The sequence below is a fragment of the Actinoplanes derwentensis genome, from assembly GCF_900104725.1.
Lineage (GTDB): Bacteria > Actinomycetota > Actinomycetes > Mycobacteriales > Micromonosporaceae > Actinoplanes > Actinoplanes derwentensis.
Window position 1 is genome coordinate 7,401,200 of record NZ_LT629758.1, and the last position, 12,903, is coordinate 7,414,102.

Sequence of the window (12,903 nt, forward strand, 5' to 3'; positions counted from 1 at the left end):
TTGAGCGTAGCGCGCTCAACTTTACCGCGTCGCGTCGAGCCGCCGTAACGTACGCATCGTGAAGGTGTTCTCCGCCTCGTCCCGTCGCCTTCTTCCTCTCAGCCTGGTCTTTCTCACCTCCGGTGTGGCGACCGCGGTGGTCGGGCCGTTCCTCGGGCTGTTCCTCAGCACCGCGGTGCACGCCGATCCGATCCAGACCACGGTCTTCATGGTCGTCGCGGCGCTCTCCGGTGTCACGGTGTCGTCGTACATCGGCCGGATCTCCGACCGCTGGCCGATCCGGCGCACGCTGCTGATCGCCGCCGCGCTGGCCGGCTTCGCGTCCAGCGGCCTGACCGCCGTCATCAGGGACTACTGGATCCTGCTCGCGGTCACCGCGACTGTCACCGCCGCCGCCGGAGCGCTTTACCCCCAATCTTTTGCGTACGCCCGGCAGGTCCTGCAACATGACGACCCGAAACGGGCGGCCATGGGGATCAGCACGCTGCGCACCGTCTTCTCGGTCGCCTGGGTGGGTGGCCCGTCGCTCGCGGCGTTCCTGCTGGACGTCGGCGACTTCCGCCACGTCTACGGCGCGGCCGCGATCCTCTACCTGGCCGCCGCCCTGGGTATCGCCCGGTTCCTGCCCGCGCTCGACACTCCGGCCGAGCCCCGGAAGACGCCCACCGCGGAGAAGGCGGAGCGGGTGCCCCAGGTCCTCTGGGTGATCCTGTCCGGCTTCGCCCTGCTCCAGACCACGATGAACCTGAATGGCCAGGCCCTGCCGCTGTACCTCGGCACCGAACTGAACGGCACGATCCGCGACGCCGGCCTGATCTTCGGGTTGTGCGCGTTCCTGGAGATCCCGCTGATGCTCGGCTTCGGCATGCTCTCCAGCCGGATCCCGCTGCGCCCGATCATCCTGGCCGGCACCGTCTGTTCGGTGGCCTACTACTCGGTCGCCGCCACCGCGTCCTCGGTGTGGGTGCTGGCCGTGGGCCAGATCCTCAACGCGATCTTCATCGCCGCGACGTCCGGCCTCGGCATCTCCTACGTGCAGGACATGATGCCGCGCTCGCCGGGCCGGGCCACCACGCTGTTCACCAACTGCTTCCCGATCGGGCTGGTGATGGCCGCCCCGCTCTTCGGGCTCGCCCAGGAGTACGGCTTCCGGCTCGCCTTCGCCATCAACCTGGGTCTCAGCGTGCTCGGCCTGCTGCTGTTGATCGTGGCCCGGCCCCGGGTGACGGCGCCGAATCCAGCACTTCGTCCGGTTGCCGACGTGACAGGACCGACTGAGGGCTAACGTAGAGATCGTGCGCGTACGGGTGGAACGAACTCCTCTGCCGGGTATCGGCGTCCGCCATGACCTGGTGACCTCGTCAGGCCGGACCGTCGGGGTGGTGTCCCATCGCAACGGCCGCCGTGACCTGGTGCTCTACGACGTGGACGACCCGGACTCCAGTCTGGCCTCCATCCCGCTCACCGACGACGAGGCGGAGGCCCTGGCCGACGTGCTCGGCGCCTCGCTGATGCTGGGACAGCTCGCGGGTCTGCGCCAGCAGGCGGCGGGGCTGCTGACCGAGCAGATCGCGCTGCCCGCTGGTTCCCCGTTCGTGGGCCGGCTTCTGGGCGACACCCAGGCACGCAGCCGCACCACGTCCTCCATCGTGGCCGTGCTCCGCGAGCGGGAGGTGATCGCGTCGCCTGGGCCGGAGTTCCGGTTCGACGCGAACGACGTGGTGGTGGCGGTCGGTACCCGCCAGGGCCTGGACGGCGTCACCGCCATCCTGGCCGGCGACGACGGCTGAGTGCCGTGCAACACCACACGACGATCCTGCTCATCGAGATCGGCGCGCTCCTGTTCGGCCTCGGCATGCTCGGTCGCCTGGGCCGGCGTTTCGGCCTGTCGCCGATCCCGCTCTATCTGCTGGCCGGCCTGGCGTTCGGTCAGGGCGGCCTGATCCCGCTGTCGGCCAGCGAGGAGTTCATCGCGATCGGCGCCCAGATCGGCGTGATCCTGCTCCTGGTGATGCTGGGCCTGGAGTACTCCGCTGACGAACTGGTCGGCAACCTGCGGGCGGCGGCTCCGGCCGGTCTCATCGACATGCTGCTCAACGCCTTGCCGGGGGCCGCGTTCGCGCTGCTGCTCGGCTGGGACTGGAAAGCCGCGCTGGTGCTGGCCGGCATCACCTGGGTGTCGTCGTCCGGGGTGATCGCGAAGGTGCTCGGCGACCTGGGCCGGGTCGGTAACCGGGAGACTCCGGTGATCCTGTCGGTGCTGGTCATCGAGGACCTGGCGATGGCCTTCTACCTGCCGCTGGTAACCGCGGTGCTGGCCGGGCTCGGGCTGGCCAGTGGGCTCAGCACGCTGAGCGTCGCGGTGGTCACGGTGGTCGCGGTCCTGGTCGTGGCGATCCGGTACGGCGGTGAGATCAGCCGGTTCATCTCGGTGAAGGACCCCGAGGCGCTGCTGCTCAGTGTGCTGGGCCTGACGTTGTTCATCGCCGGGGTGGCCGGTGAGCTGAAGGTCTCCGAGGCGGTCGGCGCGTTCCTGGTCGGCATCGCGATCTCCGGGCCGGTGGCGCATCACGCCACGCAGATCCTGTCCCCGCTGCGGGACCTCTTCGCCGCGGTGTTCTTCGTCTTCTTCGGACTCTCCACCAACCCGTCCGACATGGCGAAGGTCATCCTGCCGGCCCTCGCCCTGGCCGTGCTGACCATGTCGACCAAGGTGCTGACCGGCTATCTGGCGGCCCGCCGAGCGGGGATCGCGCTGCCCGGCCGGTGGCGGACCGGGCTGGCCCTGATGCCGCGTGGCGAGTTCTCCGTGGTCATCGCGGGCATCGCGGTGGCCTACGGAGTGGACGCCCGGCTGGCTCCGCTGGCCGCAGCCTACGTGCTGATCACGGTGGTCACCGGTCCGTTGCTGGCCCGTTTGACCGACTATGCCTGGTTCAAGAAACTGTTGCGGAAACGCATAGCGGCGCAGAAACCGCTAGCAGCCCTGGAGTGACCTGTGTCTCGGCCGAAAACGCCCTAAGTTACTGTCAAGTATCTGAATGTGAAGCCTTGACACTTCCGCCGCCGCACCCCGCACGCTAACGTTGCGCGGCGACGACTCTGAGTATTGGGACGTTCGACACCATGGCCGGCGGGTTACGCCAGCCGTGACGCGAACGGTGAGTGAGGCGGCGGCGTGAGCGTGCGTGAAGCTACATTCCTCGGTTTCGGTAATCCTGTCGATCCACGGCCTGACGAGCTTCAGGCCTGGGCATACAGCCCCGACACGGTGCCGATGAACAGCATGCCGAAAGACTGGGATCTGCTGATCTCCGGCGACGTGCTCGGCCCGACCTTGTTCGAACTGGCCATGGACCGGCAGTGCCCGGCCCGCCGGTTCGCGCAGCACTGCATGTACATCTATGCCGCGGACGGGGTGCGGCAGAACGCGAGTGGGCAGCGAAAGCGCCGGCTCAAGAAGTTCGTCGAGCGTGCCGAACAGGTCGGCGACGAACCGATGCAGATCTGGGCGCACAACTGCCGGGTTCTGATGACCCGGCCGGAGCTCCTCGAGCATCACGATTGGATGGAGGGCGGCCTGGTGCGTTACCCACGCAAACTGGGCCTGTTCAACCGGCGCTGATTGCTTTACGTAACCATAGGATCACTACAAGCAGTAACGGCGGCCCTTCCGAGAGAGGGGCCGCCGTTATTCTCTATCGTTCCGGGGGTCGCCGGGGACGCCAGACGACCAGAGCCGTCGAATGGTTCTCCTGACGGACCAGATCGCGACCCGAGTACGGGTTCATCGACTCGATCCGGGCGGCCCGGTCGTACGCCGCCTGTAGTTCTTGTTCCAGTTCGGCCACCCGCTGCTGCAGATCGCCGACCAACTGCTCCAGGCCGATGATGCGTTTGATCCCGGCCAGGTTGACACCGTCATCCTGGCTGAGTTTCTGCACCTCACGGAGCAACGCCACGTCACGCTCGCTGTACCTCCGGCCGCCGCCGCCGGCCCGGCCGGGCTGAACCAGCCCGAGCCGGTCGTACTGCCGGAGGGTCTGCGGATGCATCCCGGCGAGCCGTGCGGCCACCGAGATGATCAGAACCTTCGCGTCGGAGGCCTGCTCGACCGAGATGCTGATCTCTTCATACATGTGCCACCTCCCGTGAGGGTCTAACCAGCTCGGCGCAGACGCTCGTCGAGCCGGTCCCGCGCGGGCGGCGGGGTGAGCTTGGCGAAGTTCTCCAGAGCATCCTTGGCCTCGCCGGAGACCCCGCTGGGGATCTGCACCTCGACCGTGACGATCAGGTCGCCGGCCTGGCCTTCCTTACGGAGCACGCCCTTGCCCCGGGCCCGCAGTTTCCGGCCGCTCGGCGTGCCGGGTGGCACCCGCAGCGTGACCGGACCGTCCAGGGTGGGCACTTTCAGATCGGTGCCGAGCACAGCCTCGGCGATGGTGATCGGAACGACCAGGGTGAGATCGTCGCCGTTGCGCCCGAACAGTTCGTCGGGACGGACTTTGACCTGCACGTACAGGTCGCCGGCCGCACCACCGCGGTCACCCGGCTCGCCCCGGCCGCTGAGCCGGATCCGCTGCCCGTCGGCGACACCCGCCGGGAACCGGACGTTGATCGTGCGGGTCTTGGTGACCCCGCCGGACCCACGGCACTCCGGGCACTTCTCGTCCACGATGCTGCCCGAACCCTGACAGTCCCGGCACGGCTCGGAGAAGCTGAACGACCCCTGGTTGCTGGAGATCAGGCCGGTCCCGTGGCATTTCGAGCAGGACCGGGGTGTGGTCCCCGGCTTGGCCCCGCTGCCCCGGCAGGTGTCACAGGCACCGGGTGTCCGCAGGGTCAGCGGCAGGGTGGTGCCCTGCACGGCCTGCGAGAAGTCGAGAGTCACCTCGGTCTCCACGTCACGCCCACGCTGTGGCCCACGACGAGCCGGGCCACCACCGGGCTGGCCCTGGCCGCCGGAGAAGATCGAACTGAAGATGTCGGAGAAGCCGCTGCCGCCGAACCTCCGGTCGGCACCCGCCGCTCCGGCCGCCCCGGAGAACCCGCCGAAGAGGTCCGACGGGTCGAACTGGGTGCCGCCGGGCCCCCGGGCCCCGCGCCGGAACGCGCCGGAGCCGAACAGGGAGCGCATCTCGTCGTACTCTTTGCGCTTCTTGTCGTCGGCGAGCACGTCGTACGCCTCGGAAGCGGCCTTGAACTTCTCTTCCGCTTCCTTGTTGTCCGGGTTGCGGTCGGGATGCAGATCGCGGGCGAGCTTCCGGTACGCCTTCTTGATCTCGTCGGGGGTGGCAGACCTGTTCACACCGAGCAGGGCGTAGAAGTCCTTCTCGAGCCAGTCCTTCGAGCTCATCTCAGTCCACCTCCTCGACTTGGCGACGTCCCGCCCGCCGGCGAACCGGCGAGCGGGACACGATCACTGATTTCACTCCGGGTCGGCGACCGCGACCAACGCCGCGCGGAGCATCCGCTCGCCCAGCGTGTAGCCCCGGCGCATCACCTCGACGCAGGTCGGCTCGGTGACGTCCGCGGACGTCAGGTGCGCGACCGCCTCGTGCCGGTTCGGATCGAAGGGGTCACCCTTCTCGCCGAACGCCACCAGGCCCAGCTTGCCGGTCACCGCGGTGAGCTGCTCAGCCACCGAAGCGAACGGTCCGACCAGGTCACCGTGCTCACGGGCCCGATCGATGTCGTCCAGGACCGGGAGCAGGTCGGTGAGGACCTTGCCGGTCGTCTGCTCGGCCGCCGCACCCCGGTCGCGGTCGACCCGCTTGCGGTAGTTGGCGTACTCCGCGGACACCCGCTGGAGGTCGTGGGTCCGCTCGTTGAGCTCGCCCCGCAACGTCTCCAACTCGGCGCTGACGCCGGGCTTGGGCTCCTCAGCCGGTACGGCCTCGTCGGTCTCGTCCGGAGCGCGATGCGCACCGGCCCGTTTGGCCGCCTTCAGCTCCTGCTCGTCGGCGGTGGTCTCCTCGGCCGGCTCGTCGATCTCGCCCTGGATGACTTCCCGCTCGGCCGCCTGACCGTCGATCTCGTCGTCCTTGGCAGTCACTTCTTGTCGTCCTCCACGATCTCGGCGTCGACCACGTCGTCGCCGCCGGCCGCCGGGCCGGTGGTGCCGGCGCCGGTGGTGCCGCCGGGAGCGCCACCCGCGGCGGCCTGCGAGGCCTCACCCTGCGAGTAGAGCAGCGAACCGGCCTCCTGAGAGACCTGGGACAGCCGCTCGTGGGCCGACTTGATCTTCTCGATGTCGGTGCCGCCGAGCGCACCGCGCAGCTCGCCGAGCGCTTCACCGATCTTGGTCTTGTTCTCTTCGGGGAGCTTGTCGCCGCTCTCCGCCAGGAACTTCTCGGTCTGCCACTGGAGCTGCTCGGCCAGGTTGCGCGACTCGGCGTCCTCGCGGCGCTTCTTGTCGTCGTCCGCGTGGTCCTGGGCGTCGCGCATCATCCGCTCGATGTCGTCCTTCGGCAGCGCGGAGCCGCCGGTGATCGTCATCTTCTGCTCCTTGCCGGTGCCCAGGTCCTTGGCGGACACGTGCACGATGCCGTTCGCGTCGATGTCGAAGGAGACCTCGATCTGCGGAACGCCACGCGGGGCCGGCGCGATACCACTGAGCTCGAAGGTGCCGAGCTTCTTGTTGTTCGACGCCATCTCACGCTCGCCCTGGTACACCTGGATCAGCACGGACGGCTGGTTGTCGTCAGCCGTGGTGTAGACCTCGGAGCGGTGCGCCGGGATGGTGGTGTTGCGCTCCACCAGCTTGTGCATGATGCCGCCCTTGGTCTCGATGCCCAGCGACAGCGGGGTGACATCGAGCAGCAGGACGTCCTTGACCTCGCCCTTGAGCACGCCGGCCTGGAGCGCGGCGCCGACGGCGACGACCTCGTCCGGGTTGACGCCCTTGTTCGGCTCGCGGCCGATCAGGCTGTTCACCAGATCGGTGACGGCGGGCATCCGGGTCGAACCGCCGACCAGGATGACGTGGTCGATCGAGGCGAGCTTGACGTCGGCGTCGCGGATCGCGGCCTCGAACGGGCCCTTGCAACGGTCCAGCAGGTCCTGCGTCATCCGCTGGAACTCGGCGCGGCTCAGCGACGTGTCCAGGTGCAGCGGGCCGTTCGCCCCGGCGGTGATGTACGGCAGGTTGATGCTGGTGGTGGTCGCCGCGGACAGCTCGATCTTGGCCTTCTCGGCCGCCTCGCGCAGACGCTGGAGCGCCATCTTGTCCTGGGAGAGGTCGATGCCGTGCTCGCCGCGGAAGGTCTTGACCAGGTGGTCGATGATCCGCTGGTCCCAGTCGTCGCCGCCCAGGAGGTTGTCACCGGAGGTCGACTTGACCTCGATGACACCCTCGCCGAGCTCGAGCAGCGAGACGTCGAAGGTGCCGCCACCGAGGTCGAAGACCAGGACGGTCTGCTCCTTGGTGCCCTTGTCCAGGCCGTAGGCCAGGGCGGCCGCGGTGGGCTCGTTGACGATGCGCAGGACGTTCAGCCCGGCGATCTCACCGGCCTCCTTGGTCGCGGTGCGCTGCGCGTCGTTGAAGTACGCCGGGACGGTGATGACCGCGTCGGTGATCTGCTCGCCCAGGTACGCCTCGGCGTCCCGCTTGAGCTTCATCAGCACCCGCGCGGAGATCTCCTGCGGGGTGTACTGCTTACCGTCGATGTCGATGGACCAGCCGGTGCCGATCTCCCGCTTGACCGAACGGATCGTCCGGTCCGGGTTGGTCACCGCCTGTCGCTTGGCGACCTCGCCCACCAGCACCTCGCCGTTGCGGGCGAAGGCGACGATCGACGGGGTCGTCCGTGAGCCCTCCGCATTGGCGATTACGGTGGGCTCGCCTCCTTCCAGAACGCTGACGCAGGAGTTCGTGGTGCCGAGGTCGATGCCGACCGCACGTGCCATGGTGTTCCTCGCTTCTTTACTGCTTGGGTTCACATGATTACCAAGGTTGAGTGGAACCGACTCAATGATGCCACGGTGCCACGCATCGTCAAATCCAAGTTGAGTCAGACGGGCGCAAGTCGGCGCTCGGAAGCGGCACCGGCACATACCTGTCAGGTCACGGCATTCCCGGACCCGGTTGTCCTGGATGCATAGATCGTGCACGCTTGACCCGTGACGACGAACGGAGACGCGGTCGGTCCGTCGGCCCAATCCGCCGTCCCCGCCGCATCAGATGAGAAACAGCAGGTGAAGGCGGTCATAGACCCATCAGATCGTACGGGTGGCGGTCAGGTTCGTCCGGCGAACCTGGAAGTCCCGCCCCAGCTGGGACGCCTCGCGACCGGGCTCGATCGCCTGCGGGCGGCGCTCGGTGCTGTGTCGTACCCGTTGGAGTTGCCTTCCGCGGTCGAGGCCCGGCGGGTCGGCTCAGCTTTGACCGCACAACTCGACGACTACCTTCTGCCACGCCTGGCCCGGCTCGACGCCCCGCTGCTGGTGGTGGTCGGCGGTTCCACCGGCGCCGGCAAGTCGACACTGGTCAACAGCCTGGTGCAGGCCCCGGTGAGCACCGCCGGTGTGCTGCGCCCCACAACCCGGTCGCCGGTCCTGGTGACCCACCCGGACGATGTGCAGTGGTTCGGGCGTGGTGGGCTGCTGCCCGGCCTGACCCGCACCGGCGAGTCGAGCAACGCCCCGGACGCGCTCCAGGTGATCGCCACCCCGACGATCGGTCCCGGGCTGGCCCTGCTGGACGCGCCGGACATCGACTCGGTGGTCGACCACAACCGCAAACTCGCCGCCCAACTCCTGGCCGCGGCGGACCTCTGGTTGTTCGTCACCACCGCCGCGCGATACGCCGACGCCGTCCCGTGGGAGCTGCTGACCACCGCCCGGCTGCGCGGCACCGTGATCGCCCTGGTTCTGGACCGGGTGCCGCCGGACGCCGTCAGTGACATCGCCGCCCACCTGGGCGAGATGCTGACCGCCAACGAGCTGGGTGCGGCGCCGCTGTTCGTGCTGCCGGAGACCGGGCTCGACCAGCGCGGTCTGCTCCCGGACTCGGCGGTCGGCCCGATGCGGGTCTGGTTCGCCCAGCTCGCCGGCGACGCGAACGCCCGGTTCACGGTGGTCCGGCAGACCCTGAACGGCGCTCTCGCCGCGCTCACCCCGGCGGCCGAAGGACTGGCTGACGCCGTCGACGACCAGATCCGCACGGCGCGGGCGCTGGACGAGCGGGTCGAGGCCGCCTACCGGACCGCGCGGCGCGTCACCGAGGACGGCCTGCGCGACGGCCGGCTGCTGCGCGGCGAGGTGCTGGCCCGCTGGCAGGAGTTCGTCGGCACCGGTGACCTGGTGCGCGGCCTCGAATCTCGGATCGGGCACCTGCGGGACAAGCTGGTCTCGGCGGTCAGCGGACGGCCCACGTCGAGCCAGAACCTGCGGGTCGCCATGGAGTCCCAGCTGGTCACGCTGATGCGCGGGGTCGCGGCCGACGCCGCCGAGCAGGCGTTCGGGGCCTGGCAGGCGCACCCGGCCGGGGAAGCCCTGCTGAAACCGGATCTCCAGCACGCCTCCGCCGACCTGCCGCAGCGCGCCGACCGGCTGGTCCGCGACTGGCAGCAGTGGGTCCTGGAGCTGGTCCGCACCGAGGCAGGCGACAAGCGGGCGGTGGCTCGCGGCGCCGCCTACGCGGTGAACGGGGCCGGGCTCGCTGTCATGATCACGGTGTTCACCACGACAGCCTTCATCCCCACCGGCCTGGAGGTCGCGGCCGGGGCCGGCACCGCGGTCGCCGGGCAGAAGGTGCTCGAAGCCGTCTTCGGCGACCAGGCCATCCGGACGCTCGCCGCCCGGGCCCGGGCCGAACTGCTGACCCGGGTGGAGCAGCTGCTCGCCGCCGAGGCGGCCCGGTTCACCGAGCTGACCGAGGTGGTGCATCTCGAGACGGCACGGAGCACACTGCTGCGGGAGAGCGCCGCCGAGGTGGAGAAAGCCAGAGAGGAACTTGCTTTGACCGGGTCGGGGTCATGAACGTGGCACAGAAGGTTCGTAACGACCAGATCGACACCGACGACCTGACCCGCCGGCTGGAGGCGTTGTCCCGGTTCCTGCGGGTCGTCGATCCGTACCTGCCGGACGGCGAACTGGTCTCGGCGCACACCCTGGTGGAGCGGGCCAGCGGCCGGCTCACGCTGTCCCTGGACCACACTGTGGTGGCGCTCGCCGGCAGCACCGGCAGCGGCAAGTCGAGTTTGTTCAACGCGCTGGCCCGGTTCAAGCTCTCGCCGGTCGGGGTGCGCCGCCCCACCACCGGCAACGCGCACGCCGTGGTCTGGGGGCCGCTCGAACCCGCGAACCGCCTGCTCGACTGGGTCGGGGTGCTGCCCCGGCAGCGGTTCGTCCGGGAAAGCGCGCTGGACGGCGACGACGAGGCCTCGCTGCGCGGGCTGGTCCTGCTCGACCTGCCCGACTTCGACTCGATCGAGCGTGGCCACCAGCTCGAAGTGGACCGGCTGCTCGGCCTGGTCGACCAGATCGTCTGGGTGGTCGACCCGCAGAAATACGGCGACCGGGTCCTGCACCAGGCCTACCTCTCCCAGTTCGCCACCCACTCCGGCGTCACGATCGTGGTGCTGAACCAGGCCGACCGGCTCAGCCCCGCCGACACCGAGCTGGTGGTCGCCGATCTGACCCGGCTCCTCGGCGAGGACGGGCTCGACGAGACTCCGGTGATCGCCTCGTCGGCGAAACAGCCCGGCATGCTCAGTGAGCTGCGGTCCGCACTGGAGGACACGGTCGCCAACCGGCAGGCGGCCCTGCGCCGGCTGGCCGCCGACCTGGACGTGATCGGCGAAGAGCTGGGCGTGATGATCGGCCCGCCAGCCGCCGAGGACGAGGTGGACCGGACGACCGTCCGGCAGCTGTGCGACTCGCTGTCCGCGTCGGCCGGGGTGCCCGGGGTGGCGGACGCGACTGCCGGGGCGTACCGGCACCGGGCTTCGGCGGCCACCGGCTGGCCGCTGCTGCGCGGGCTGCGGAGACTGCGCCCGGACCCGCTGCGCAAGCTGCACCTGGCCGAGCCGGTCAAGACCGACTCGGTCTCCACCGATGTCGTACCGCGCACCTCCGTGCCGGCCGCCGACGCCGCGCAGAAGTCGGCGGTGGGCCTCTCGGTCCGGGCGGTCGCGGCCCGCGCAGCGGCACCACTGCCGGAGGTCTGGGCGCCCGCGTTGAACAGCGCGGCCCGATCACGGGCCGCCGATCTACCGGACGCGCTGGACCGGGCGGTCGCGCAGACCGACCTGGGCCTGGAGAAACCGCCGATGTGGTGGCGGGCCGTCGGGGTGCTGCAGTGGGTGCTGCTGGCGGCCGCCGGAGTGGGCCTCGGCTGGCTGATTCTCGGGTACGCGCTGGCCGCCCTCGGGCTGCCGGAGATCGACGGGGTGCAGGTGGGCTCGGTTCCACTGCCGACGCTGCTCCTGCTCGCCGGACTCGCCGGCGGGCTGCTGTTGTGGCTGCTGCTGCGGCCGATCATCGAGGCCGGCGCGCGCCGGGCCCGGCGCCGGGCCGAGCAGCGCCTGCGATCGGCGATCACCGAGGTCGGGCGGGGGCACGTGGTCGCACCGGTGCGCGACGTTCTCAATGCGTACGCCCAGGCGAGGGAAGCGCTCGGAGTCGTGCGCTCGGAGTAGTTCATGTGGCGGCCGCGGGCGTAGGCTCGCGGCATGCCCGCACCCCGGACCGCGTACGACGCCGTGCTGCACGCAGCCCGCGATGTCACGAAACTGGGCTGCGCGCTCGATGCCGAGATGCTCGGCACCGCGCTGCTCGGCAGTGTCTACTCGGTCGCCGAGGAGGATCGCGCCGAGGCCGTCCGTGACTTCGTGGGGCGTTTCCTGACCACAACCACCGATCCGGACAGCGCGGCCGCCGCCACCATCCGCGAGGTCTTCGCCACCCTGGTGCCCGACGCGGAGGGTGCGGCCCTGGTCGGCCACGACACGCAGGCACCGTCCTGGGTGACCCAGCTAGGCCGGGTCCGCCCCACCGGCTGCTGGGCGTACGGGGACATTTACGGCGACCAGACCTCCTACCTGGTCACCTTCGCCTACGACGACACCACCGCCGGCGGCCCGGAACACGCGGTCGTGGCCCTGGTCGATCACAACATCGGCATCACCAAGGACGTCTTCGTCGCCACTTCGGCCGGCACCCTGCTCACTCAGGTGCGGCAGATCTGCGCCTCCGACGAGCTGACCTGGTTCCGCAGTGAGGACCCGGGGCGGCTGCGCGACGAGGTCGGGCGGCACCTCCTGGTGACCGACGAGCTGGGTGATCTGCCGGCGGACGGTTCGCTGTCCACTGACCGGGCACTGGCCACCGCCCGGCTCGCCCTGCTGCCGGCGGTGACCACGCCGCCGCTCGCCGAGCCGGCTGGGCCCACCGGCGGTGACCTGCTGCGGGACTTCCTGACCTCACCGGAGGCGACCCGGTTCGAGCTGCCGACCGGCCCGGCGACGTCACCCGATGTCGCGTCGATGGACTTCTGCATGAGTCTGGTGTTCGACCACGCGGCGAGCCTGCCCGGTGCCGACCCGTTGCGCTGGAGTCCCGCGGTGGCCGGACTGTTCCTGCTGGACTGGGTGCACCGGCGGGCGGTGCTCGACCTGGACGACGCGGCCATGATGCCCCGGGTGGCACGAGCCTGGTCGGCGTACACCTCCCGTCGCCGTGCCCTGCCCGCCGCCGCGGTCGAGGAGGTCGAGACGGCGATGGAGGAGCTGGTGCCGGAGTTCGCCCGCCTCTACACGACGGGTGAGCGCCGCAGCCCCGCCACGGCGGCGGTGGCCCAGCTGATCTCCGAGGGTGTCGACCCGAACGACAGCGCCGCCATCGACGCGTGGCTGGAAGCCAACCGCGAGGACTAGCACGAGTTGCGTGGTGACTCGGGGT

11 protein-coding genes are annotated in these 12,903 nt (G+C 69.8%); 7 read left to right on the forward strand and 4 right to left on the reverse strand.

Going from position 1 to position 12,903, the window contains the following annotated elements; genetic code table 11:
- Positions 1 to 58 precede the first annotated feature (58 nt).
- The 4 genes from BLU81_RS32690 to BLU81_RS32705 all read left to right on the forward strand — a co-directional run bounded on the left by BLU81_RS32690 (position 59) and on the right by BLU81_RS32705 (position 3,625).
- The gene (locus BLU81_RS32690; protein ID WP_231953614.1) at positions 59 to 1,285 is read left to right on the forward strand and encodes a sugar efflux transporter; all 1,227 of its coding nucleotides are present in this window, start codon (positions 59 to 61) and stop codon (positions 1,283 to 1,285) included.
- Positions 1,286 to 1,295: 10 nt separating this feature from the next.
- Positions 1,296 to 1,790, forward strand: a complete 495-nt coding sequence (locus tag BLU81_RS32695) for a cation:proton antiporter regulatory subunit (RefSeq protein ID WP_092549996.1) — start codon at positions 1,296 to 1,298, stop codon at positions 1,788 to 1,790.
- Between the two features lie 65 nt (positions 1,791 to 1,855).
- Positions 1,856 to 2,995: a cation:proton antiporter gene (locus tag BLU81_RS32700; RefSeq protein ID WP_231954852.1), complete on the forward strand. Its 1,140-nt coding sequence runs from the start codon at positions 1,856 to 1,858 to the stop codon at positions 2,993 to 2,995.
- A 183-nt stretch (positions 2,996 to 3,178) separates the two neighbouring features.
- Positions 3,179 to 3,625, forward strand: a complete 447-nt coding sequence (locus BLU81_RS32705; protein WP_092550002.1) for a hypothetical protein — start codon at positions 3,179 to 3,181, stop codon at positions 3,623 to 3,625.
- A gap of 73 nt (positions 3,626 to 3,698) precedes the next feature.
- On the opposite strand, the gene BLU81_RS32710 is transcribed toward BLU81_RS32705, so the two are convergent.
- The 4 genes from BLU81_RS32710 to dnaK all read right to left on the reverse strand — a co-directional run bounded on the left by BLU81_RS32710 (position 3,699) and on the right by dnaK (position 7,908).
- Positions 3,699 to 4,139: a heat shock protein transcriptional repressor HspR gene (locus tag BLU81_RS32710; protein ID WP_092550005.1), complete on the reverse strand. Its 441-nt coding sequence runs from the start codon at positions 4,137 to 4,139 to the stop codon at positions 3,699 to 3,701.
- Between the two features lie 20 nt (positions 4,140 to 4,159).
- Positions 4,160 to 5,356: a molecular chaperone DnaJ gene (gene dnaJ, locus BLU81_RS32715; protein ID WP_092550008.1), complete on the reverse strand. Its 1,197-nt coding sequence runs from the start codon at positions 5,354 to 5,356 to the stop codon at positions 4,160 to 4,162.
- Between the two features lie 72 nt (positions 5,357 to 5,428).
- Positions 5,429 to 6,055, reverse strand: a complete 627-nt coding sequence (gene grpE, locus BLU81_RS32720) for a nucleotide exchange factor GrpE (protein WP_092550011.1) — start codon at positions 6,053 to 6,055, stop codon at positions 5,429 to 5,431.
- Positions 6,052 to 7,908 (reverse strand): molecular chaperone DnaK, encoded by a 1,857-nt coding sequence (gene dnaK / locus BLU81_RS32725; protein ID WP_092550014.1) that lies wholly within the window; start codon positions 7,906 to 7,908, stop codon positions 6,052 to 6,054. Before dnaK ends, grpE begins: the two co-directional genes overlap by 4 nt.
- A 213-nt stretch (positions 7,909 to 8,121) precedes the next feature.
- Between dnaK and BLU81_RS32730 the strand changes: the two genes are divergently transcribed.
- Genes BLU81_RS32730 through BLU81_RS32740 form a run of 3 tightly spaced genes read left to right on the forward strand, consistent with a single transcriptional unit; the run spans position 8,122 to position 12,878 of the window.
- Positions 8,122 to 9,981, forward strand: a complete 1,860-nt coding sequence (locus BLU81_RS32730; protein ID WP_373873313.1) for an ABC transporter — start codon at positions 8,122 to 8,124, stop codon at positions 9,979 to 9,981.
- The gene (locus BLU81_RS32735) at positions 9,978 to 11,642 is read left to right on the forward strand and encodes a GTPase (protein WP_092550017.1); all 1,665 of its coding nucleotides are present in this window, start codon (positions 9,978 to 9,980) and stop codon (positions 11,640 to 11,642) included. The genes BLU81_RS32730 and BLU81_RS32735 overlap by 4 nt, the downstream gene beginning before the upstream one ends.
- A 33-nt stretch (positions 11,643 to 11,675) precedes the next feature.
- Positions 11,676 to 12,878, forward strand: coding sequence for a hypothetical protein (locus tag BLU81_RS32740; RefSeq protein ID WP_092550020.1), 1,203 nt, complete (start codon positions 11,676 to 11,678; stop codon positions 12,876 to 12,878).
- Positions 12,879 to 12,903: the final 25 nt, after the last annotated feature.

What these genes read in the sequence shown, in the direction of transcription:
- BLU81_RS32700 (WP_231954852.1), top strand. Translation starts at nt 1,856, where the DNA reads ATGCTCGGTCGCCTGGGCCGGCGTTTCGGCCTGTCGCCGATCCCGCTC.
- BLU81_RS32710 (WP_092550005.1), bottom strand. Translation starts at nt 4,139, where the DNA reads ATGTATGAAGAGATCAGCATCTCGGTCGAGCAGGCCTCCGACGCGAAG.
- dnaJ (WP_092550008.1), bottom strand. Translation starts at nt 5,356, where the DNA reads ATGAGCTCGAAGGACTGGCTCGAGAAGGACTTCTACGCCCTGCTCGGT.
- dnaK (WP_092550014.1), bottom strand. Translation starts at nt 7,908, where the DNA reads ATGGCACGTGCGGTCGGCATCGACCTCGGCACCACGAACTCCTGCGTC.
- BLU81_RS32735 (WP_092550017.1), top strand. Translation starts at nt 9,978, where the DNA reads ATGAACGTGGCACAGAAGGTTCGTAACGACCAGATCGACACCGACGAC.
- BLU81_RS32740 (WP_092550020.1), top strand. Translation starts at nt 11,676, where the DNA reads ATGCCCGCACCCCGGACCGCGTACGACGCCGTGCTGCACGCAGCCCGC.